Annotated in this window: 28 protein-coding genes; 8 read left to right on the top strand and 20 right to left on the bottom strand. The window is 65.9% G+C overall.

The features are described 5' to 3' along the window. The first annotated feature begins 63 nt into the window (after window positions 1–63). Complete coding sequence (locus DL238_RS09230) at window positions 64–1,164, top strand: S41 family peptidase (protein ID WP_181883881.1); 1,101 nt, start codon at window positions 64–66, stop codon at window positions 1,162–1,164. Window positions 1,165–1,186: 22 nt separating this feature from the next. Here the strand turns inward: DL238_RS09230 and DL238_RS09225 are convergent, their stop codons facing one another. Continuing rightward, on the bottom strand, window positions 1,187–1,792 hold the full coding sequence (locus DL238_RS09225) for a TetR/AcrR family transcriptional regulator (protein ID WP_115491990.1): 606 nt from the start codon (window positions 1,790–1,792) through the stop codon (window positions 1,187–1,189). A 140-nt stretch (window positions 1,793–1,932) separates the two neighbouring features. Here DL238_RS09225 and DL238_RS09220 point away from each other — a divergent pair, with 140 nt between their 5' ends. Next, the gene (locus tag DL238_RS09220) at window positions 1,933–2,781 is read left to right on the top strand and encodes a metal-dependent hydrolase (RefSeq protein WP_115491989.1); all 849 of its coding nucleotides are present in this window, start codon (window positions 1,933–1,935) and stop codon (window positions 2,779–2,781) included. 27 nt (window positions 2,782–2,808) lie between these two features. On the opposite strand, the gene DL238_RS09215 is transcribed toward DL238_RS09220, so the two are convergent. The 3 genes from DL238_RS09215 to rplU form a co-directional block, all read right to left on the bottom strand. Then, window positions 2,809–3,360, bottom strand: coding sequence for a GNAT family N-acetyltransferase (locus DL238_RS09215; RefSeq protein ID WP_115491988.1), 552 nt, complete (start codon window positions 3,358–3,360; stop codon window positions 2,809–2,811). Between the two features lie 147 nt (window positions 3,361–3,507). Next, on the bottom strand, window positions 3,508–3,777 hold the full coding sequence (rpmA, locus tag DL238_RS09210; RefSeq protein WP_010414272.1) for a 50S ribosomal protein L27: 270 nt from the start codon (window positions 3,775–3,777) through the stop codon (window positions 3,508–3,510). 31 nt (window positions 3,778–3,808) lie between these two features. Next, window positions 3,809–4,342 (bottom strand): 50S ribosomal protein L21, encoded by a 534-nt coding sequence (rplU, locus tag DL238_RS09205; RefSeq protein ID WP_115491987.1) that lies wholly within the window; start codon window positions 4,340–4,342, stop codon window positions 3,809–3,811. Window positions 4,343–4,558: 216 nt separating this feature from the next. Between rplU and DL238_RS09200 the strand changes: the two genes are divergently transcribed. Next, window positions 4,559–5,140, top strand: a complete 582-nt coding sequence (locus DL238_RS09200) for a hypothetical protein (RefSeq protein WP_115491986.1) — start codon at window positions 4,559–4,561, stop codon at window positions 5,138–5,140. A gap of 96 nt (window positions 5,141–5,236) precedes the next feature. Here DL238_RS09200 and DL238_RS09195 read toward each other — a convergent pair whose 3' ends face one another. The 16 genes from DL238_RS09195 to coxB all read right to left on the bottom strand — a co-directional run bounded on the left by DL238_RS09195 (window position 5,237) and on the right by coxB (window position 17,332). Next, window positions 5,237–5,773, bottom strand: a complete 537-nt coding sequence (locus DL238_RS09195; protein WP_115491985.1) for a hypothetical protein — start codon at window positions 5,771–5,773, stop codon at window positions 5,237–5,239. 112 nt (window positions 5,774–5,885) lie between these two features. Continuing rightward, window positions 5,886–6,383, bottom strand: coding sequence for a molybdenum cofactor biosynthesis protein MoaE (locus DL238_RS09190; RefSeq protein WP_115491984.1), 498 nt, complete (start codon window positions 6,381–6,383; stop codon window positions 5,886–5,888). After that, on the bottom strand, window positions 6,383–6,625 hold the full coding sequence (locus tag DL238_RS09185) for a MoaD/ThiS family protein (RefSeq protein WP_115491983.1): 243 nt from the start codon (window positions 6,623–6,625) through the stop codon (window positions 6,383–6,385). Before DL238_RS09185 ends, DL238_RS09190 begins: the two co-directional genes overlap by 1 nt. Before the next feature lies 1 nt (window position 6,626). Continuing rightward, a complete protein-coding gene (gene moaA, locus DL238_RS09180; protein ID WP_115491982.1) occupies window positions 6,627–7,697 on the bottom strand; it encodes a GTP 3',8-cyclase MoaA in 1,071 nt (356 codons plus the stop codon). Next, window positions 7,678–8,049: a Rossmann fold domain-containing protein gene (locus DL238_RS09175; RefSeq protein WP_115491981.1), complete on the bottom strand. Its 372-nt coding sequence runs from the start codon at window positions 8,047–8,049 to the stop codon at window positions 7,678–7,680. The genes moaA and DL238_RS09175 overlap by 20 nt, the downstream gene beginning before the upstream one ends. A gap of 1 nt (window position 8,050) precedes the next feature. Continuing rightward, complete coding sequence (locus tag DL238_RS09170; RefSeq protein ID WP_115491980.1) at window positions 8,051–8,422, bottom strand: dihydroneopterin aldolase; 372 nt, start codon at window positions 8,420–8,422, stop codon at window positions 8,051–8,053. Window positions 8,423–8,431: 9 nt separating this feature from the next. Beyond that, the gene (locus DL238_RS09165; protein WP_115491979.1) at window positions 8,432–9,316 is read right to left on the bottom strand and encodes a class I SAM-dependent methyltransferase; all 885 of its coding nucleotides are present in this window, start codon (window positions 9,314–9,316) and stop codon (window positions 8,432–8,434) included. Beyond that, window positions 9,316–10,722: a threonine synthase gene (gene thrC / locus DL238_RS09160; protein WP_115491978.1), complete on the bottom strand. Its 1,407-nt coding sequence runs from the start codon at window positions 10,720–10,722 to the stop codon at window positions 9,316–9,318. Before thrC ends, DL238_RS09165 begins: the two co-directional genes overlap by 1 nt. 2 nt (window positions 10,723–10,724) lie before the next feature. Next, on the bottom strand, window positions 10,725–11,396 hold the full coding sequence (locus DL238_RS09155; RefSeq protein WP_115491977.1) for an SURF1 family protein: 672 nt from the start codon (window positions 11,394–11,396) through the stop codon (window positions 10,725–10,727). Further along, window positions 11,393–11,686 (bottom strand): hypothetical protein, encoded by a 294-nt coding sequence (locus DL238_RS09150; RefSeq protein ID WP_115491976.1) that lies wholly within the window; start codon window positions 11,684–11,686, stop codon window positions 11,393–11,395. Before DL238_RS09150 ends, DL238_RS09155 begins: the two co-directional genes overlap by 4 nt. After that, the gene (locus DL238_RS09145) at window positions 11,686–12,567 is read right to left on the bottom strand and encodes a cytochrome c oxidase subunit 3 (RefSeq protein WP_115491975.1); all 882 of its coding nucleotides are present in this window, start codon (window positions 12,565–12,567) and stop codon (window positions 11,686–11,688) included. The genes DL238_RS09150 and DL238_RS09145 overlap by 1 nt, the downstream gene beginning before the upstream one ends. 62 nt (window positions 12,568–12,629) lie before the next feature. Then, window positions 12,630–13,214 (bottom strand): cytochrome c oxidase assembly protein, encoded by a 585-nt coding sequence (locus DL238_RS09140; protein WP_115491974.1) that lies wholly within the window; start codon window positions 13,212–13,214, stop codon window positions 12,630–12,632. Further along, window positions 13,214–13,366: a hypothetical protein gene (locus DL238_RS16125; protein ID WP_181883880.1), complete on the bottom strand. Its 153-nt coding sequence runs from the start codon at window positions 13,364–13,366 to the stop codon at window positions 13,214–13,216. The genes DL238_RS09140 and DL238_RS16125 overlap by 1 nt, the downstream gene beginning before the upstream one ends. Then, a complete protein-coding gene (locus DL238_RS09135) occupies window positions 13,363–14,310 on the bottom strand; it encodes a heme o synthase (protein WP_115491973.1) in 948 nt (315 codons plus the stop codon). Before DL238_RS09135 ends, DL238_RS16125 begins: the two co-directional genes overlap by 4 nt. Window positions 14,311–14,411: 101 nt before the next feature. Beyond that, entirely contained in the window at window positions 14,412–16,136 is a 1,725-nt protein-coding gene (gene ctaD, locus DL238_RS09130; RefSeq protein WP_115491972.1) for a cytochrome c oxidase subunit I, read from the bottom strand. A 59-nt stretch (window positions 16,137–16,195) separates the two neighbouring features. Continuing rightward, on the bottom strand, window positions 16,196–17,332 hold the full coding sequence (coxB, locus tag DL238_RS09125) for a cytochrome c oxidase subunit II (RefSeq protein ID WP_115491971.1): 1,137 nt from the start codon (window positions 17,330–17,332) through the stop codon (window positions 16,196–16,198). A gap of 317 nt (window positions 17,333–17,649) precedes the next feature. On the opposite strand from coxB, the gene pyrE reads away from it, so the two are divergent. From pyrE to lepB, 5 genes are all read left to right on the top strand, one after another. Further along, window positions 17,650–18,231, top strand: coding sequence for an orotate phosphoribosyltransferase (pyrE, locus tag DL238_RS09120; RefSeq protein ID WP_115491970.1), 582 nt, complete (start codon window positions 17,650–17,652; stop codon window positions 18,229–18,231). Continuing rightward, a complete protein-coding gene (locus DL238_RS09115; protein WP_147291003.1) occupies window positions 18,228–19,394 on the top strand; it encodes a serine hydrolase domain-containing protein in 1,167 nt (388 codons plus the stop codon). The genes pyrE and DL238_RS09115 overlap by 4 nt, the downstream gene beginning before the upstream one ends. After that, window positions 19,391–20,122: a pyridoxine 5'-phosphate synthase gene (locus DL238_RS09110; protein WP_115491968.1), complete on the top strand. Its 732-nt coding sequence runs from the start codon at window positions 19,391–19,393 to the stop codon at window positions 20,120–20,122. Before DL238_RS09115 ends, DL238_RS09110 begins: the two co-directional genes overlap by 4 nt. A 262-nt stretch (window positions 20,123–20,384) precedes the next feature. Further along, entirely contained in the window at window positions 20,385–20,786 is a 402-nt protein-coding gene (gene acpS, locus DL238_RS09100) for a holo-ACP synthase (protein ID WP_115491966.1), read from the top strand. After that, complete coding sequence (gene lepB, locus DL238_RS09095; RefSeq protein ID WP_115491965.1) at window positions 20,783–21,685, top strand: signal peptidase I; 903 nt, start codon at window positions 20,783–20,785, stop codon at window positions 21,683–21,685. Before acpS ends, lepB begins: the two co-directional genes overlap by 4 nt. The last annotated feature ends 6 nt before the right edge of the window (window positions 21,686–21,691 follow it).

Below are 21,691 nucleotides of genomic sequence, written 5' to 3'. Positions count from 1 at the left end.
TGCCTGCCGGAGCACCCGGCTAGCATCGCGGGCTCGCGAACGATCCGATGGGAGAAAAGATCGATGCTCCGCGCCCTGTGCAGTCTCGCCTTTGCCACCGCCTTGCTGGTGCCGGTCACCGTCCAGGGACAGGAAACCGGCGATCCCCCGGTGACGGAGACGATGCGCGAGGAGGTGATCGGGGCGCTGGGTGACACGCTGCGAGAAAGCTACGTTTTTCCAGACGTGGCGGGATCTCTCGCTCCGCAACTGGAAAGCCGGCGGTCATCGGGGGCCTACCGCGACGCGACCACCGCGAGTGCATTTGCCGACGCGTTGACGCAGGATATGCGCAGGATCGGCGAAGACGCCCATTTCCGCGTCCGCTACGATCCGGCGTTCACTCCCTATGACGCCGAAAGCGACGGTCCGCCCGACGATACCGAGATTGCGCGGATGCGCGAGATGGCGTCGCGCATGGCCTATGGTCTGCCGCGAATCCAGCGCCTGCCGGGAAATGTCGGCTACCTCGAGGTCCGTGGATTTCTTCCGACCCATGACGTTGCGCCCGCCTACGAAGCCGCGATGACGCTGCTGGCAGGCAGCGATGCGATCATCATCGATCTTCGGTCCAATGGCGGGGGCGAGCCGGAGAGCGTCACCCGCCTGATGAGCCATTTCTTCCCGGTCGGCACCGAATTGCTGGTCAATTCGATCTACGACCGGACGCAGGATTCCACGCGCGAATTCTGGCTCGATCCGGACGTCCAGACGCGATTTGCCGGGCCCGTCTATGTCCTCACCTCGGACGTAACCTTTTCGGGCGGCGAGGAGCTTGCCTACGACATGCAGACCCACGCGCGCGGCACGCTGGTGGGGGAGACGACCGGCGGCGGCGCCAACCCGGGCGACATGATGCCGCTGGCCCATGGTTTCATCGCCTTCATCCCCACAGGTCGCGCGATCAATCCGGTCACCGGGACGAACTGGGAACACACAGGCGTCGTCCCCGATGTCGCGGTTCCCGCCGACCGGGCTCTCTCCACCGCGCTCGCGCTGGCGCTCGACAAGGTCGCGGATGATATCGGAGAGCCGGGGAAGAAGCGCAAACTGGCCGAGCTTTCTGCCGAGGTGCGCGCGGGCAATGTTTCGCTGCCCGATTGGACGCATCCGCGAAAGCGCTAACCGGCAATAGCCAGTAGCGGGCCTAGCAGTTGGCGCGGCCCGCCTGATCGAACGAATCGATCACGAACTGCTCGGCAATGTCGCGCGCTGTCTGGTCCGGCAATTTCAGCGCCGATGCCAGGGGCGACCCGATGAGCGACTGGCCGAGCGCGAGCAGCACTACGGTCAGCGTCGTCTGCAGTGCATGGGTATCGGCCGAGTGGTCTACGGCCTCGCCTTCGCGGTGAACGTCTTCGATCATCTCGTGGATCGCCTTCGCGAAGGGTTCCAGCGCATCCTCCTGCCCCGTGGCGAGCAGCCAGCTGACCAGCGCGCCGCCGCCCTCTCCGTCGAACGCGTCGAAGGCCTGGTCCACGATCATGCGCGGGGACGCTGCGCCGACGCGGCCGGCGCGGATGGTCCTCGCGATCCGGTCGCACACGTCCTGCGCCAGATAGGCGCCCAGCGCATGCTGCAGGCCCGCTGCCGAACCGAAATGGTGCAGCAGGTTGGCGTGCGTGCGGCCCACGCGCGCGCCCACCGCCTTCAGCGTGACCGCCTGCGGGCCGGCCTCGATCAGCAGGCTGCGGGCAGCTTCGAGCGCTCCGGCGCGCGATTCCTCGGGACTCAGACGTTTACGGGGTGCCATCGCGGTTTCGTAGTCCGCCGGGGCCTGCGCAGCAAGGAACCTCCTACTGACATCCCTGTTAATGCTACTGACATTGGTGTAAGTTAGACTGTGCACCACGAAACAGACACCTCTCGAAACAGACACAGGGAGTCGTGATCATGAGCGCACACCATTCCGCCCGTTCCGACGCGAGCGCGATCACCATTCGCGACGAACGCTTCAACCGTGACAGCACGCCCTCGCGCTGGTGGGCGGGCGAGCCCTTCGGCACCGCCTGGCACAACGCGCTGTCGGGCACCTTTCCGCGGGGCGAGGCCTTCTTCATCGAATCGGTAAAGGCCTTCCGCGAAGGCACCGATGCGAAGCTCGCGGGCGAGATCCGCGCCTTCGTGAAGCAGGAGATCAACCACACGCGCGAGCATATCGCGTTCAACCGTCTTGCGGCCGATGCAGGCTACGACATGGACATGATCGACCGGCGCACGAAGGAACTGCTCGAGCTGGCGGCGGACAAGCCGGAGATCGCCAAGCTGGGGATCACCATGGCGCTGGAGCACTATACCGCGATGATGGCGCATGAATTCCTCGCCAATCCGCAGCATTTCGCGGATTCGGACGCGGAAGTGCGCAAGATGTGGGAATGGCACGCGGTCGAGGAGATCGAACACAAGGGCGTCGCCTACGACGTGTGGAACCACGCGACGCGCGAGTGGACCGGCTTCCAGCGCTGGAGCCGCCGCAGCATCATCATGATGGCGGTGACCAAGCGCTTCCTCACCAACCGGTGGAAGGATGCGACCGAGCTGCTCGCGCAGGACGGCATCACGGGTGTGCGTGCCCACTGGGGGCTGGCGAAGTATCTGTTCGGCACGCCGGGCGTGCTGCGCCGCTGCTTCCCGGCTTGGCTGAGCTATTTCAAGCCCGGTTTCCACCCGTGGGACCACGACGACCGCGCGCTGATCGGCAAGTACGAAGGCGATTACGAGGACGCGCTGCTTCCCGCCTGAAGCCCTCGGGCTACCCCGGCGGCGACGTTACGCCGCCGCCGGGAGCGCCCGGTCCCCTGCGAGGTCGAGCGCGTAGCCGATCGTCTGCGCTTCGTAGCCGCGGCCCTTGCTGTACTGCCGCCCGATCTTGCCGGTCGGAGCGAAGCCCGCCTTGCGCAGCACGCGGCCCGAGGCCGGATTGTCCAGGAAATGGCTCGCGACGATCCGCGAATGGCCGATCATGCGCGCGATTTCGATCACCGCGCGGGCCGCTTCGCTGGCATAGCCGCGGCCCCAGTGCGCGCGCGCGATCCAGTAGCCCAGCTCCATCGAACCGTCTCCGCCGCCCTCTTCGACATCCAGCGGCCCGAAGCCGATGCCGCCGATCACCTCGCCGCTATCGGCGAGCGTGATCAGGAAACGCGGCGTCTCGGCCACGAATGGCGTGGCGCACCAGCTCTGTGCGTCGGAATCGGCATAGGGCCACGGCGCGGTGGCGAGATTGCGCACGATACCCTCGTCTGCGATGCCCGCACGTACCGCGCGCCAGTCTTCCGGCCAGGGCGGCCGCAACAGCAGCCGTTCGCTTCTGTGAAACATCGTACTTCCCCCGCCGCGACCCTCCCGGGGCCGCGTTTCAAGGGAGACGAAAAAAGGGAGACGGGGCTGGCCCCCTCTCCCTCGATGGCCGGATGCTACCTCCGGCGGGGCCGCCTCGTTGGACGGCCCTGTTCGTGAACCGTCCGCTTATTCTGCCGCTTGCGCGAGCATGTCGACCGATACGTATTTGCGGCCGAGCTTACCGTCGTGGAAGCGTACAATACCGTCGGTGAGCGCAAACAGCGTGTGGTCCTTGCCCATGCCGACATTGCTGCCCGCATAGAACTTGGTCCCGCGCTGACGCACGATAATGTTGCCCGCGACAACGCCTTCGCTGCCGAACTTCTTCACGCCAAGACGACGGCCTGCCGAATCGCGACCGTTCCGCGATGAGCCGCCTGCTTTCTTATGTGCCATTGCGCTTCGTCCTTATCCGTTTGAGCAACGCCTACGCGTCGCCCGAATCCTTGTCAGCCGCCTTCTTGGCCGGGGCCTTGGTGGCCGCGGTCTTCTTCGGCGCAGCCTTCTTGGCGGCGGGCTTCTCGGCCGAAGCCGTCTTCGCCGTGCTCGCCTTCTTGGCCGGAGCCTTCTTGGCGGGCGCCTTGTCCGCAGCCTTGTCTTCGGTCGCCGGAGCCTCGTCCGCCTTCTTGGCGGCAGGCTTCTTCGCGGCGGCCTTCTTGGAGCCTTCGCCGACGTCGACAATGCGCAGCAGCGTCATCTGCTGGCGATGGCCCGCCTTGCGGCGATAATTGTGACGGCGGCGCTTCTTGAAGATCACCACCTTCTCGCTCTTGGCCTGAGCGATGATCTCCGCCGAGACCGACACCTTGGAGGCGTCGGCGAGGTCGTCGCCCTCACCCGCCAGCAGGACATCGCCCAGCGTGATCGTATCGCCGGCTTCGCCTGCGAGCTTTTCGACCGCGATTTTGTCTCCGGCGGCAACCCGGTATTGCTTGCCGCCCGTGCGCACCACTGCGAACATCGGTTTCAACACTTTCAATCGTTTTGCTATGACACTCTTCCTCACGGAAAAGCGTATCAGTGGGCAACACCATTGGCGTGCCCCCCAAAGAAGGGCGCACTTATGGGATGGTTTTGCCAAAGTCAACGCCGGGCGGGCGAGAAATCCGCCTGTCGATCCCTTCCGGGCGCTGCTTCACCCCTACCCGATGCGTGGCGACATGCTAAGGACGCGCGCATGAATGCTTCGCGCCTCGCCCTGGCCCCCACCGCTGCTCTTGCCACCGCACTTGCCCTGTCGGCCTGCGCCAGCGCGCCCGAGAAGGACTATCCCTCGCTTGCCCTGCGCGATGCCGAGCGGGCGACGGGCCAGTATCCGCAGCCCACAGGCGATTGCCTGGGAGACGCGGACGGCGACAGCGCAGCGCCGGTGCAAGGGACGCTCCAGCCCGCGCCGTCCGCCCCGCCTGCGCCCCCGCCCCCCGGCCTCTCGAACGATCTGGCGGAGCGAGTCGCCCAGCTGGAGGCGCAGGCGCGCGCCGCCGATGCCGACTTCGAAGCCGCGCTTCCCGCGGCGCGCGCAGCCGTTCGCGCGCGCGGGTCGACCGGCTCCAAGAGCTGGGGCCGCGCCGAGGTGGCCTATGCCAATCTGCGCTCCATCCGGGCACGCACCGCGATCCCGCTGGCCGATCTCGATACGCTGGTGGCGACGCGGTCCGTGGCCGGAGAGCCCGTCGCGCCGATCGTCGATACGCGTGACGAGGTGGCGCGCCTGATCGAGCAGCAGGACGCCGCGCTGGCCGAGCTCGCGCCGCGCTAGCCACAATCGGCGTTCACCCACGACGAGAAGCGCGGGATCGAACCGATCGACCCCGCGCCCCTTTCTCGCGTCTTTGCTCGCTTCGTCGCGTGCCGGTCAGGCAGCGACCACGCCCGCGATCACCAGCACCGTCATCGCCCAGACCATGATCAGAACCGGCAGGATCATCATCTGGATGGCGGCGTCGCGGCCCTTGAGCAGCCCCGTATGGGTCATGATGCCGTGCCGCATCAGGTCGCCATAGCTCATCGCCTTGGCTTCGGGCTTGCGCCCCAGGCCGAGCCAGAGCGCGGGGGCCGCGAACAGCCCGACGATGAAGATCGCGAAGATCGCCATCGGCAGCGCGAGGCCGGGTGTCGCCAGCCCGATCCCGAGCACCGCAATAAAGCCGAGATAGAGCGCCACGGTTGCGCCGTAGAGCGCGGTCGGCATTTCGAAGGTCCGGTCGACGTCCTGCCGGATGTTCGGCAGAGCCGCTGCGACGTTCGCTTCGCGGTCGCGCCCGCCCAGCGCTTCGGCGAGGCCCAGACTGGGCTGATCGAAAAGCTGCTGCGCACTTCCGCGCAGGGCCGGCAGATCGGCATGGACGATCGCCTTTTCGGCGACTGCGGCGCTGTTCAGACGTTCGGACATTGGCTTGCTCCTCGTTGTGTTCGAGAAGCGGTTTGCACCCGCCGAAGCGATCATTCCTTGATCTGGATCAAACCGCGCGAATTATTTCGGCCCTAGCGCTTTGTCCCAGCGCCTATTCCCACCGATTGCGATCCGCGAAATCCTGCGCGCGCGGCTCGATCCAATGCCATGCGCCCTCTCCCCTGGGCCCACGCTTTTCGCGCTTCCATAACCACGCCGCGCTCTTGAGGTAGTCCATCAGGAAATCGACCGCGTGGAAAGCATCGCGGCGATGGCGGGCGGCGGCGGCAACCAGCACGATCGCCTCGCCCGGATGCATCACACCCACCCGGTGCCACGCCAGCACCCCGTCGAGCGGCCAGCGCTCCATTGCTTGCCCTGCGAGATCGCGCATGCCCGGAAGGGTCAGCGGCTCGTAATGGCTGAGTTCGAGAACGTGCACCCTGTCTGCCGGATCGCCGTCTTCCTCCGGGCGAACCTTGCCGAGGAAGGTCGCGATCCCGCCCGCCTGGGGATACGCGGCGTTGAACGCGGCCAGCGCCTCGCCGACCGAGAGGCCGCTGTCGAGGAGGCGCACATCGGCGGGAGTGTCGAGCGTGAGCCGGGCCATCAGCCCCCGCTCACCGGGGGTAGCAGCGCCACTTCATCGCCATCCTGCGCGGCGAGCGTGGTCTTGTCGGTCAACACCTTGCCCGCGCAGGCGACATGGACCTGGCTTTCGCGAAGCTGCTCCGCAACTTCGGAGGGCACGGCGGCCAGCAGTCCGTCCCAATTGAGGGGCGCGGGCAATTCGGTTTCCGCCATGCCCGCCATGTCTCTCAACGGGCCCAGGAACAGCACGCGCACCGCCATGTCAGCCGCCCGTCACCGACATGTGTCGGGCCTGCGTGGGCTTCTCTCCCGCGCCGATCCGGAAGTCGTGCCGCTCCGGCTTGATCGCCATCGCCATATCGAGCGCATCGGCCACGCGCGTGTCGGGCGTCTCGGAGCGCAGTGCGGCGCGCAGATCGACCTGCTCGCCCCCGCCGAGGCAGGGATAGAGCTGCCCGGTCGCGGTCACCCGCAGGCGGTTGCAGCCCTCGCAGAAATTGTCGCTCATCGGCGTGATGAAGCCGATTCGCCCGCCGGTTTCGGCCCCATCCTTGCCAATGGCGTCGAAATAGCGCGAAGGGCCCGGGGTCGAGGCATCGCTGGGGCGCAGCGTCCAGCGCGCGTCGAGCTGGCGGCGGATTTCGCTCAGCGGTACGAAGCGATCCTCGCGCGCCTCGTCCACGTCGCCCAGCGGCATCGTCTCGATCAGGCTGATGGCATGGCCCTGCGTGTGCGCCCAGGCGACCAGATCGGGGATCTCGTCATCATTGATCCCGCGCATCGCAACCGTGTTGAGCTTGACCTTCAGCCCCGCCTCGCTCGCCGCTGCGATACCCTCCAGCACCTTGCCAAGCACATCGCGCCGCGAAAGCTTGCGGAAGGTTTCGGGGTCGCGCGTGTCGAGCGACACATTGATCCGCCGCACGCCCGCGCGCGCCAGGGCGTCGGCGTGGGCAGCGAGCTGCGTACCATTGGTGGTGAGCGTCACCTCGTCGAGTTCTTTGCCGACATGACGGCCGATCGCGCGGACGAGGTCGATCGCGTCGCGCCGCACCAGCGGCTCGCCCCCGGTCAGGCGGATCGTGCGCACGCCGCGCGCCATGAAGGCGCGGGCCAGCAGGTACGATTCTTCGAGCGAGAGGATGTCCGCCTTGGGCAGGAAGGTCATCCGCTCCGGCATGCAATAGGTGCAGCGCAGGTCGCAGCGATCGGTGATCGAAAGGCGCAGGTAGGTTATCCGTCGACGGAAGGTGTCGACCAGCGGCGCTCCGGCCGTGGCTCTATCGGCAACGGGCCGTGCGAAATCGAGGCGATCAACCTTCCGTGTCATCATCCACGTTACCCTCGTCGCACACGCCTGTTCCGGCGAGCGGCAAGTATTGCCCGGTGATCGCGGGTGCGCGTCCGAGAAATTCGGTCATTCGCGCGATTTCGCCGCCATTCGATCCGGCGACGATATTGATGCAATGATCGGGGTGCGCACGCGCAAGATCGCGCGCCGCCGCACGGCGCCAGTCGGCATGATCGTAAGGGGCGGGATGCATCACCACGACCACGTATTCGTGGCCATCGGCCGCGGCGTTACGGATCTTTTCCGTCCACCCGGCATGAAAGGCTGCCGCCGCCTCGAGCGCGGTCTCGGGCAAGGCATCCACCCGGATGATCGCCGGCGCGGCCGCGCCCATGTCAGGGCCGCTCGCGATGCAGGGTGATCCCGATCTTCTCGCTGCCGATCCCGATCGCCAGTTTCACGATCTTGACCGTGATCGCGTCGATCCGCTTGTCCTGCAGGAACAGCGTTTCGCAGATGTGGTCCGCCACCGCCTCGATCAGCTTGAAATGCAGGCCTTGGGGCAGCGCCTCGGTCGCGGCGTGCTTCAGGTCCATGTAGTTCTTGCTCGCGTCGAGCGTGGTGTCCGCGTCGTAGTGCGGCTGCGGGCGCATGTGCACGTCGATCGTGATCCGCAGCGGCTGCGGCTTGCCCGTCTCTTCGGAATAGATGCCGGTCAGGACATCGGTTTCGAGATCGGCGACGGTCAGGATCAGGCTGTCGGTCATCGGGCCTCCTTAGCCATTGTTGCGCCACCTTGCGAAGATGGCGGTCGGCAGAATACGCCCTCCCCCCTCTTCACGCACGCCCAGGTCGCCATGCTCGACCACGCCCGGCGCATCGGCAAAGGCCTCGTCCAGCAGCGCGGCAAGCGACAGGCTGCTCATCCGCACGGCATAGACGGTGAGGAACAGGAAGCGGCTGTTGTCGTCGAGCAACCGGCGGCAATCGGCGATCAGGGGGCTGAGGCCCTCCTCGATTCGCCAGGTCTCGTTCTTCGGCCCGCGCCCGAACTTGGGCGGGTCGAGGATGATCCCGTCATAGCGGTTTTCGCGGCGGACTTCGCGCGCGGCGAACTTGGCCGCATCGTCGACCAGCCAGCGGATCGGGCGCTCTTCCATCCCGGCCAGCGCAGCATTGTTGCGCGCCTGGGCGACCGATTTCTTGCTCGCATCGACATGGGTGACGGGGCCGCACCGGCTGAGCGCGAGCGTGCCGACCCCGGTATAGCCGAACATGTTGAGCGTCTGCGGATCATGCGTCGCCGCCAGCTCGCCGCGCATCCAGTCCCACACCGGCGCCATGTCGGGGAAGAAGCCGAGATGGCGGAACGGGGTGCACTGCGCGCGGAAGCGCACATCGTCCCACGCCAGCTCCCACGAATCGGCCACTTCGGGCGACAGATCCCAGCGCCCGCCGCCATCCTCGTCCGCACCGGGGACGAATTCGCCATCGGCCTGCCAGTCTGCCTCACGCGGAGACCACATGGCCTGCGGCTCGGGCCGGATGAAGCGGTAGGGGCCGAAGCGTTCGAGCTTTCGCCCATGGCCGCTGTCGACCAGCGCATAGTCATCCCACGCGTCGCCGATCATCAGCTGCGGTTCGAGGCGCAGCTGTGCCATCAGCGCGCGCCGCTGGCGTTCGCTGCGATGTAGTCGCGCACGGTGTCGTAATCGGCGGGCAGCGTTTCGGAGCGTTCGTCCAGTGCGAACAGATCGCCCACGCGCGCCGGCAGATCGGCCTTGGCCTCGATTGCCTGCTCCACCGCGTCGGGGAATTTCGCAGGGTGCGCGGTGGCGAGCGTGACGATCGGCACGTCCGGGTCGATCGTATCGGCAAGCGCGCGCGCCGCGTGCAGGCCCACCGCGGTATGCGGGTCGATCACCTCGCCACATGTCTCGTGCGCCCAGCGCAGCGCCGCCAGCGTCTCTTCGGGCGTGGCGCGCTCCGCTGCGAACATGGCGGCGATCCCCTCGCGCTGCCCGGGGTCGAGCGCCAGGCGGCCACTCTTGCCGAAGCCCTGCATCTGGGCGGTCAGCGCAGCCGCATGGCGCCCGTTCGCCTCGAACAGCAGGCGTTCGAAATTGGAGCTGACCTGGATATCCATCGACGGCGTGATCGTCGCGTGGCTCTCGCCCACCGAATAGTCGCCGTCGCGGATGGCGCGCGCGAGGATGTCGTTCTTGTTCGTCGCGACGATCAGCCGCTCGACCGGAAGGCCCATCTGCGCCGCGACGTAGCCCGCAAACACATCGCCGAAATTGCCCGTAGGAACGCTGAAGGCGACCTTGCGATCGGGCCCGCCGAGCTGGAGTGCGGCGTGGAAATAGTACACGACCTGCGCCATCAGCCGCGCCCAGTTGATCGAATTGACCGCGCCGACCGCGATCCGATCGGTCAGTGCCGCATCGCCGAACATGCGCTTCACGTATCTCTGCGCATCGTCGAAGCTGCCGCCGATCGCGATGTTGTGCACGTTCGGCGCGTCGATGGTGGTCATCTGGCGGCGCTGGATCTCGCTCACCCGGCCTTCGGGGTGGAGCATGAATATCTCGACATTGTCGCGCCCCGCCACCGCGTGGATCGCGGCCGACCCGGTATCGCCACTGGTCGCGCCGATGATCGTCAGCGGGCGCTCCTGCGTCTTCAGGAAACGCTCGAACAGCAGGCCGAGCAGTTGCAGCGCCACATCCTTGAAGGCGAGCGTCGGGCCGTGGAAGAGTTCGAGGAGGTGGTGCCGCTCATCGATCCGCGTCAGCGGCGTGACATCGGCGTGGTCGAAGCGGCCATAGGCGGTTTCGCACAGGGCCAGCAGATCATCCTCGGACACGCAGGGCGCGGTGAAAGGCGCCATTACCCGCGCCGCTAGCTGGGCATAGGGCATGCCGCGCATCGCGGCGATCTCGTCCCTGCCGAACGCGGGATACTCTTCCGGCAGATAGAGCCCGCCATCGCTGGCGAGGCCCGTCAGCGTGACACCTTCGAAATCGAGCACGGGCGCATGCCCCCGGGTCGACACATAGCGCATGGTCAGAACAGGTCCTCTTCTTCGTCGTCCTCTGCCCGCTCGACCGGACGATCGCGGTCATCCTCGCTCGGCTTCACAGGATGACGTGTGCCTCCCTGCGGACCGAACACCTTCTTGCGCACCGCAAGGCCGTAGATCACCAGCGCGGTGAGCGCGAAGAGGAACCATTGCCACGCATAGGCCATGTGATTGTTCGGAAGGTCGGACGGATCAGGCCTCTCCAGCGCGAGCAGGCCGGCACGCGGCGGATCGGCCACGAGCCGCGGCCCGGGCGCGATGATGCCGGTCACCTCGCCGCCATTCCACAGCGGGCCCTCGGGCGCGCGGGTCCAGCCAAGCGCCACACGCGCCTCGCCTCCGTCTGCCAGGTCGCACACCGCGATCTGCGCCCATCCGCGCGATCCGCGGGAATTGGTCCCTGCGACAGCGGTCAGCTCGGTCACTTTCGCGCAATCGAAGGCGCTGCGGCGATAGAGCCGCTGTTCGAGCGCGGCTTCGCTGTCGCCTGGCCATTCGACCGGGTCGGCGATGTCCTTGGCTGCGGCGTAGCGCGCCAGAAGGTCCGCCTTCTCGTCCGCGCGGCCAAGCTGCCAGAAGCCGAGTACGATCATGATCGCAACCGCCAGGGCGACGATAATCGTCGGGATGACCGGGAGGCGCTGCCAAATATTCATCGTCCTGCCTCAAGTGCTTTCTGGCGGGATTCGGACCACAGCGGCGCCGCCCTGCACAGGCGCAATCCGCCGATGGTCACGGCGAGGAAGGCTGCGGGCCCGTCGCCGACGGTGGACCGCGAGAAGTCGAGACCACGGGACCGCCCCCTCTCGGCAAAGGCGATCCATCCGGCGAACAGCGTCCTGGCGCCGCATCGCGGGCACAGACCGAAAAGGGCAGCCTCGCGCAATGCGGGCTGCCCCTTCGTTCCGGCGGAACCGCCGGTGGCCTCGCGGCCGTCATCGGGCATTAGTGGACTTCGGCGCCCCAGCCACCCCAGACATAGACGGTGATGAACAGGAACAGCCATACCACGTCGACGAAGTGCCAGTACCAGGCGGCGGCTTCGAAACCGAAATGCTGGCGCGGCGTGAAGTGGCCCAGATAGGCGCGGCGCAGGCAGACGATCAGGAAAATCGTGCCGACCAGCACGTGGAAACCGTGGAAGCCCGTCGCCATGTAGAAGGCGCTCGAATAGGTGTTGCCGCCGAAGCCGAAGGGCGCTTCCAGATATTCGTATGCTTGGATGCTGGTGAACAGCACGCCGAGCGCGATGGTCGCCCACAGGCCCATCTTGAGGCCTTCGCGGTCGCCATTGATCAGGCTGTGGTGCGCCCAGGTGACGGTCGTGCCCGAGCACAGCAGGATCAGCGTGTTGATCAGCGGCAGGTCGAAAGCGTCGATCACGTGCAAGCCTTCTGGCGGGAAGGTGGCCAGCATTGCTGCGCCTTCCTGACCGATGAGGTTCTGCCACGTGCCTTCGGCAATCATCTCGAGCGGGGCGGGAAACAGCGCGAAATCGAAGAAGGACCAGAACCACCCGACGAAGAACATCACTTCGGACAGGATGAACAGGATCATCCCGTACCGCATGTGCAGCTGCACCACCGGCGTGTGATCGCCCGCATGCGCTTCGTTGATGATCTTGGAAAACCAGCCCCAGAAGGTCGCGATCAGGCCGGCAATACCCAGGCCCAGGACGACGTACCATGCGCCTTCCGGAAACGCCTCGCCATCGCTGTGCATGAACATCACCATGCCGGTGGTGAAGACGAGCGCCGACAGCGCACCGGCGAACGGCCAGATGTCGGGGGCGAGAATGTGATAGTCGTGGTTCTTGGCGCCGGCCATGTTTCGTCTTTCCTTGTCAGCGGCTCCGCCCATACCGGGGCGGTTCGCGGTGGTCCAGAGGGTCAGCTCTCTTCGGGTGGTTTGCGGTGGAAGGTGTAGCTCAGCGTAATCTGCTCCACGCCTTCCATGTTCGGATCGTCGAGTGCCGCCGGATCGACGTAGAACAATACGGGCATCCGTACTTCCTCGCCCGCCTGCAACGTCTGCTCGGTGAAGCAGAAGCACTGGATCTTGTTGAAATAGGGGGCAGCCTGCTCGGGCTCGACATTGAAGGTCGCGGTGCCGGTGATCGGCACGTCGGCATTATTGCGCGCGGTGTAGAAGGCGAGGTCGCGGGTACCGATCCGGATGGTGTCGGTCGTGTGCACCGGCGCGAAGGTCCAGGGCATGTCGCGCGCCGTGCTCGCATCGAAGCGGATCGAGATCGGCGGTGCGCCTGCGATCGCGGCCGCACGCTCCGCCTCGGCGGCTTGCGTTTCGGACGCGACCTGCGTCGTCCCGGCAAAGCCGGTGACCTGGCAGAACAGGCGGTACATCGGAACCGCGGCAAAGCCGACGCCCACCATCGCCGCCGCGGCGATCAGCGCCATGAGGCCGAGCCGCAGGTTCTTCTGTTCGAGCGAGAGAGTGGAGGATGCGAAAGCCATCAGTCACCCATCCGCACGATGGTGATGGCGTAGAACAGCACAACGAAGAACAGCAGCACCGCACCGATGGCGAGGTTGCGACCCTTACGGGCTTTCTTGAAACGCTCTTCCTCTTCGGGAGTCATCCGATTGGGACGGTTGGGATCGGTCATGCGACACCTCCGATCAGTCCGGCATTCTGCATCACGCGGTCCACTACCAGCGCGGCGAACAGCGCGAACAGGTAGATGATCGAATAGGCGAACAGCCGCTTTTCGGGCTTCATCGTGTCGCCATCGCTCGACGTGCGAAGGCCCACCGGCACCGACAGGGCGGCGAAGAAGCCGGTCAGCGCGAGCGAGGCTGCGCCATAGATGATCCCGGCGGTGCCGAGATACCAGGGCGCTGCGGCGAGCGGGACCATGAACAGCGAATAGGCGAGGATCTGGTGGCGCGTCGCACGCTCGCCATGCACCACGGGCATCATCGGCACGCCCGCCTTGGCGTAATCGCTTTTCACGAACATCGCGAGCGCCCAGAAATGCGGCGGGGTCCAGAAGAAGATGATCGCGAACAGGAGCACCGGCGTCAGCGTGATGTCGCCCGAGACCGCGACCCAGCCGATCAGCGGCGGAAAGGCCCCTGCCCCGCCCCCGACGACGATGTTCTGCGGTGTCCGCGGCTTGAGCCACATCGTGTAGACGACGACGTAGTAGAAGATCGACACCGCGAGGATCGCGGCGGCGAGCCATCCGATGGCTAGCCCCATGGTCAGGACCGAGGCACCGCACAGGACCGCGGCGAAATCGCGCGCATCGTTCCTGCTGACCCGGCCTGCGGGCAGCGGGCGCTTCGCGGTGCGCTTCATCAGCGCGTCGAGGTCGGCCTCGTACCACTGGTTGAAGGCCGCGGCGCCACCGGCGGCAAGCGCGATGCACAGGATCGCGGTGAAGCCGAGTACGGGGTTGATGCTGCCCGGCGCGGCGAGCAGGCCGCACAGCCCGGTGAAGACGACCAGCCGCACCACGCCCGGCTTCGTCAGCGCGAGGAAGTCGCGCCAATGGCTCGACATCGGCGTCGCTGCGGTCGGCGTGATAAGGGTCGTCGTCGTGGTCATTGCTCGATCTTTATCGCGGGCGATCCGGGGCGGCTTGGTGCCCTCCCCGACCGCCGATCATGTCGTCCGCCCGCACACGGGGTGCGGGCGGAAACATCCGGTCACGCCGTCGCGGGCTTCGCATCGCCGCGCGGCAGGTGATCGTGGTAGTCGTGGTGATCCTCGATCACCGGCAGCGTCTCGAACTGGTGGAACGGCGGCGGGCTCGACAGCGACCATTCGAGGGTCGTCGCACCCGGGCCCCAGTAGTTCGCCTCGGCCCGCTTGCCCGCCGTGAAGGCGTAGACGAGGTTGGCGAAGAAGATCACCACCGACACCGCCGTCACGACGTAGCCGAAGGTCGCAACCTCGTTCCAGAAGGCGAAGGCCTCCACATAGTCGGGGTAGCGGCGCGGCATGCCCTGCACGCCGAGGAAGTGCATCGGGAAGAAGATGATGTTCACCCCGATGAAGAACACCCAGAAGTGGATGTGGGCGAGCAGTTCGGAGTGCCAGCGGCCGCTCATCTTCGGGAACCAGTAGTAGAAGCCCGCGAAGATCGAGAAGACCGCGCCCATCGACAGCACGTAGTGGAAGTGCGCGACGACGTAGTAGGTGTCGTGCAGGTTGTCGTCGATGCCGCCATTGGCAAGCACGACGCCGGTCACGCCGCCCACGGTGAACAGGAAGATGAAGCCCATCGCCCACACCATCGGCGACTTGAACTCCAGGCTGCCGCCCCACATCGTGGCGATCCAGCTGAAGATCTTCACGCCGGTCGGCACCGCGATGACCATGGTCGCTGCGGTGAAGTACATCTTCGTGTTCACGTCGAGGCCGACGGTATACATGTGGTGCGCCCACACGATGAAACCGACCACGCCGATCGCGACCATGGCGTAGGCCATGCCGAGATAGCCGAACACCGGCTTGCGGCTGAAGGTTGCCACGATCTGGCTGATCATGCCGAAGCCCGGCAGGATCATGATGTACACCTCGGGGTGGCCGAAGAACCAGAACAGGTGCTGGTAGAGCACAGGATCGCCACCACCGGTCGGATCGAAGAAGGTGGTGCCGAAGTTACGGTCTGTGATCAGCATCGTGATCGCGGCGGCAAGAACCGGCAGCGCCAGCAGGAGCAGGAAGGCGGTGACCAGCACCGACCACACGAACAGCGGCATCTTGTGCAGGGTCATGCCCGGCGCACGCATGTTGAAGATGGTGGTGATGAAGTTGGTCGCGCCCAGGATCGAGCCTGCGCCCGCGAGGTGGAGCGAGAAAATCGCGAAGTCGACCGCCGGGCCGACCGAACCGCTGGTCGAAAGCGGCGCATAGACCGTCCAGCCCGTGCCCGCGCCCGGACCGATGCCGCCGGGGACGAACATCGAGAACAGCAGCGAGAAGAAGCCCGCCACGGTCAGCCAGAACGACACGTTGTTCATGCGCGGGAAGGCCATGTCCGGCGCGCCGATCATCAGCGGGACGAACCAGTTGCCGAAACCGCCGATCATCGCGGGCATGACCATGAAGAACACCATGATCAGGCCGTGCGCGGTGATGAACACGTTCCACATGTGGAGCGCGGTATCGACGTCCGCACCGCCGCCCAGCAGCTGCGCCCACCAGCTGAGATACTGGACGCCCGGCTCGGCGAGCTCGGCGCGCATGATGCCCGAAATCGCACCGCCGATGATCCCCGCGCAGATCGCGAAGATCAGGTAGAGCGTGCCGATATCCTTGTGGTTGGTCGACATGAACCAGCGGGCGAAGAAGCCCGGCTTGTGGTCCGCATCGTGATGGTCGTGCGCATCATCGTGGGCCTGGAAGGTGTCAGCGGTGGTTGCCATGTCGCTTCTGTTCTCTTCGGTTCTGCTAATCGGTCAAATTGCGTGTCGGGCGTGCGCCGTCAATTGGTGCTTTGGGCCCCGTCCGCCTCGGATGCGTCGAGCGGAGCGGAAGGCGCGGTGCCGCCATCATCAGCCGCGGTCGGAGCGCCACCCGCCGCCGGTGCGCCGTCGGCTGCGCTCGCGGGCGCCTGGATGTCCATCGCTTCGCTCGTCTCGGCATCCTCGCCGAAGCTGCCGCCCTTCGACAGGACCCACTGGCGCCAGCGATCCATCGGGACCGCCTCGATCGCGATCGGCATGTAGGCATGGCGCGCGCCGCACAGTTCGGAACACTGGCCGTAATAGATGCCCGGCTCGTCGATCGTCAGCAGGCGCTCGTTCAGGCGGCCCGGAATGGCGTCGAGCTTGAACCACAGGCTGGGCACGGCGAAGGAGTGGATCACGTCCGCGCCGAAGGTCTGGATGCGCAGCGGCACACCCACGGGCACGACCATGCGGTTGTCCACCGCGAGCTGGCCGGGGAGGCCGCGCGACAGCGCCTCTTCTTCGGGCAGCATGTTCGAAATCACCTCGAACCCGCCCTGGTCGGGATAGGTATAGCCCCAGTACCACTGGTAACCGGTCGCCTTGATGGTGATCGCATCGGCCGGCGGCGTCTCGTACTGGCGCGCAAGCAGCGTGATCGAAGGCACGGCGATCGCAATCAGGATCAGCACGGGCACGATCGTCCAGACGACTTCGACCAGCGTGTTGTGCGTGGTGCGCGAAGGTTCGCGCCCCTCGCGGCGGCGATAGCGGACCACCACGACCAGCAGCAGGAAGAACACGAACGCGCTGATGACGACGATCACTGGCGTCAGGATATAGGTGTTCATCCACTTCGCGTAATTGCCGTTGTCGGTGTACTGGTCCTGGAACTGCGTGCTTTTCCAGGGATCGTCTTCGAAGGAGGTCGGCTGGCCCTTGATCCATTCCGGCCCGAGATGCTCGTAGGAGCCTTCCGCATCGGCAGCAGCCTTGTCGGTTGCGGCCTCGCCATCCGCGGCCGCTTCGCCCGAAGCTTCGGCCGCAGTCTCCGGCGCGGCAACGTCGGGAGCGGCGGCAAATGCGCTCTGCGAGGCCAGCATCAGACCTGCAAGGGCGAGCAGCCCGAGGACGAGATGGCGGATATCGCGGATGGTGGCGGCAATTGGCATTGTCGGTCTGCTTTCCTTCGAAGCGGAAGAAATTCGCGCAAAACCGCCGGGAACGGCTGTCTGCACCTGAATTGGGCTCGCGCTATAGGCGCGCTTGCCGCGACTCTCAAGCGCCTCTATCCCGTAATTCACGGGTCGTCCAATGCGTTAGGCGCAAGACCTTTTCCGGATTTTCGAAGCATCTGGCATGAGGGCACGGCTATGATGAGCTGGAACAGGAGCGCGCAGGGACCCGGTCACGGGCAAAAACTATGGACAACGCGGTCTCCATCGACAAACGAGCCAGCCCCAACCGGCCAAACGGAGCCTGACCGGACATGACCGAAGAAGAAATCATCGGCGAGTTGCGCGGATGCGATGCCCTGCTCGAAGGGCATTTCCTGCTCAGCTCGGGCCGCCATTCGGCCCATTACCTGCAATGCGCGCGGGTGCTGATGGACCCCGAACGTGCGAGCCGCATGGCCTTCGCGCTCAGCCAGAAGATCCCGCGCGACATCCGCAACAAGATCGATGTCGTGGTCAGCCCGGCGATGGGCGGCCTCATCATCGGGCACGAGATGGGCCGCGCGTTGGGCAAGAACGCGATCTTCCTCGAACGCCCCGAAGGCACGTTCGAGCTGCGGCGCGGTTTCGCGCTGGAAAAGGGCGCGAAGGTGCTGATGGTGGAAGACGTCGTCACCACCGGCAAGTCGAGCCGCGAGGCGATCGAGGCGGTCGAGCGCGAAGGTGGCGAGGTGATTGCAGAGGCCGCTCTCGTCGACCGGTCATCGGGCGAGGCGGAGCTCGGCGTGCCGTTCTACCCGCTGATCCAGCTGTCGTTCCCGACCTATGCGGATGGCGACGTCCCGGCTGATCTGGCCGCGGTGCCCGTCACCAAGCCGGGGAGCCGGAAGAAGTGAGACGGGTCCTCCTCGCGCTGGCTGCAACCGCCTGCCTTGCAGCCCCCGCCCACGCGCAGGAGCAGCCGGCGCCGCGGCTGATACCGGCCCCCGCCCCTGCCAACCCGCGTCCGGTGCCCGAGGATGTGCGCATCGCCGACCAGCGCGTCGCCGCCGTCGTGACAGGCTGGCGCGACATTGCGCGCGACACAGGTTTCAGCGGCGAAATGGCCATCGGGCACGTGTATTTCCAATCGCCGGTCATCGTATCTGCAGCACAGAATGCGGACGGGACCCAGCGCACAGCCGGGCAGAAATGGCGCTGGGCCTCTGTCACCAAGCAGGTCGTTGCCACCCTCTTAATGCAGCAGGTCGATGCGGGCACCATCGATCTTGGCCAGCCGATTTCCCGCTACCTGCCCGATTTCGCCTCGGCCAACGCAGGCACTGCGACGGTGGAGCAAGTCTTGCGCCACCAGAGCGGGTTTCCCAACCCCAGCACTGCAGCGGACGACGAAGAGATCCCCGCGTTCTACCGCCCGGATTCGGGCATCGACCCGCTGACCTACTGCGCCGGAGCGCCGACCGGGCAGCCAGGCGGCGAATGGTCTTACAACAACTGCGATTATATCGTGCTGGGCGCGCTGCTCGAACGGGTGGCCGGGCAGCCCTGGCGCGAGCTCGTGGCGAAGCGGATCGCCGAGCCCGCCGGCATCTCCACCCTCGGCGCTTTTCCCGCATCCGAGCCGACGGTCCCGGGCTTTTCGGCAGGCGCGCCCGAAGCCGCGCAGGACCTGGCGCAATATGGGGCCAGCGGCGCGCTCTACGGCACGCCTGCCGACATGGTGAAGTTCGATCTGGCCCTGCTCAGCGGCAAGTTGCTCGGCCCCGATGCCCTGGAGGCCATGTGGAACGGCCAGCCGGACCTCGGCTACATGGCGCTCGGCCAATGGGTGTTCGAAGTGCCACTGAAAGGCTGCGAAGCTCCGGTACGGGTCGTCGAGCGTCGGGGCGCGATCGGCGGTGTGCAGGTGCGCAATTTCATCCTGCCCATGGTCGGCGTCGCTCTCTCCATCTTCACCGACCAAGGCGAAGGTGATTTCGATTTCGGCGAGGTCTGGCAGGGCGCGGGTTTCTCGCACGACATGCTGAGCCTCGCGGCGTGCGAGCAGGAGCCTGCATGACAGACAACAAGCTCCGCCTCGGCGTCAATATCGACCATGTCGCAACCATCAGGAACGCGCGCGGCGGCGATCATCCCGATCCCGTCCGCGCGGCGGAAATCGTCGCGGCGGTGGGCGGCGACGGGATCACCGCGCACCTGCGCGAAGACCGCCGCCATATCCGCGACGACGATCTCAAGCGTATTCAGGATGCGACCGACCTGCCGCTCAACCTCGAAATGGCAGCGACCGAGGAAATGCTGAAGATCGCGCTGCGCCATCAGCCGCACGCCGCCTGCATCGTCCCCGAAAAGCGCGAGGAGCGTACGACCGAGGGCGGGCTCGACGCGGCGGGCCTGCACAACCAGCTCGCGCCGATCGTGACCGAGCTGAAGGACGCAGGGATTCGCGTCTCGCTGTTCATCGAAGCCCATCCGGCACAGCTCGAAGCGGCCATGCGCCTAGGCGCGCCCGTGGTAGAGTTCCACACCGGCGAATATGCGCATGCAACCGGCGAGGCGCGCGCGGTGGAATTGAAGAGGATCGCGGACATGGCGGCACTGGCAGCGAAGAACGGGATCGAACCCCATGCGGGCCACGGCCTGACCTTCGACAACGTGCAGCCGATCGCCGCGATCCCGCAGGTCGCCGAGCTCAATATCGGTCATTATCTCGTGGGCGAGGCGATCTTCACAGGGCTCGAGTCCGCGATCCGCCGGATGCGCGAGCTGATGGACGAAGCGCGGTGAGCTTTAGCAAGCGACTGGAAGAATTCACCGACCGAGGGTGCTTTCTCGCGTTTAACCTCCCAATTGCAGCTATTGTGCTCCTGATCTCTCTCGCTTCAGCGTCCTATTTCAATGACTTTACCACGCCTAGCATATTCTCTGCTGGAATCGGCCTCGGCCTTGCGATCAGCTTCACCAGATGGCGTGTTCTTGGCCTATGGATGATGACTGTGTTGAATATTCTCGCTGTCACATTCTTTGCGCTTACGATGTTTGGACGACTATGATCATCGGCCTCGGCTCCGACCTGTGCAATATCGAGCGCATCCAGAACTCGCTCGACCGTTATGGCGAGCGGTTCGAGAACCGCGTCTTCACCGAAACCGAGCGCGCCAAGGCGCGGCGGCGGCCCTTCACCATTGCGGGCACCTACGCCAAGCGGTTTGCCGCGAAGGAGGCCTTTAGCAAGGCGGTCGGCACCGGTTTCCAGCGCGGCGTCTACATGAAGGATATCGGCGTGGTTAACGCCCCCAGCGGCGCGCCCACTCTCGAACTGGCACACGGTGCCGCCAAGGCGCTTGCGCAAATCACGCCGGAGGGGCATGTGGCCCACGTTCACCTTACCCTCACCGACGATCACCCATGGGCGCAGGCCTTCGTGATTATCGAGGCCTTTCCCCTATGAGCAATGTTTCCGGCATGAGCGATACCGACACCGCAAAGACCGACGGCGAAAAAGACTCCATCAACTGGTTCGCCGAAGTGCGCGGGCTGGCGCTGATGATCCTCGCCGTGCTGGCATTCCACAGTTTCGTCGCCAAGCCGTTCTTCATCCCGTCGACCAGCATGATGCCCAACCTGCTGGTGGGCGACCACCTGATCGTCACCCGCTATCCCTACGGCTACAACTGGTCCTCGATCACCTTCCACCTGCTGCCGCGCGGCGACTGGCGCCTGTTCGGCGGCACGCCCGAATACGGCGATATCGTGATTCCGGTGCACCCGCAGCGCAACGAGGACTACATCAAACGCGTCGTCGGCCTGCCGGGTGACAGGATCGCGGTGCGCGACGGCCAGATCATCCTGAACGGCCAGCCCGTCCGCCAGGAAGTGGAGCCCGACATGCTGCTGCCGCTCGACCTCAACACGCCCTGCCTCGAGCCGGAGTTCCAGGTGGTCGAAGGGCCCGACGGCACGCAGAAGTGCAAGGTGCCGGTCATGCGCGAGACCATGCCCAACGGCGTCAGCTACCTCATCATCGAGGCCCTGCCCGATCAGCCGCTCGACAATTACGACGAGATCCTCGTCCCCGACGACGCGGTCTTCGTGATGGGCGACAACCGCGACTATTCGGCCGACAGCCGCGCCTCGGTGGCTCGCCAGGGCCTCGGCGGGCCGGTCCCGCTGACCAATATCGGCGGGCGCGCGGAATTCATCACCTTCTCGCTCGACGGCAGCGCCACCTGGAACCCGTTCAGCTGGTTCGGCGCGATGCGCGGCGACCGTGCCTTCAGCACGCTGCGCCCGACGCATTCGGAGGATGCCGCGGTGCAGGCCTCCCCCACCGCCAGCGACGCGACCTGATCGCTT

Source organism: Alteriqipengyuania lutimaris, assembly GCF_003363135.1.
Classification (GTDB): Bacteria; Pseudomonadota; Alphaproteobacteria; order Sphingomonadales; family Sphingomonadaceae; genus Alteriqipengyuania; species Alteriqipengyuania lutimaris.
Note: the sequence above shows the minus strand (reverse complement) of the source record. Positions and strands in the feature narration are given on the sequence as shown.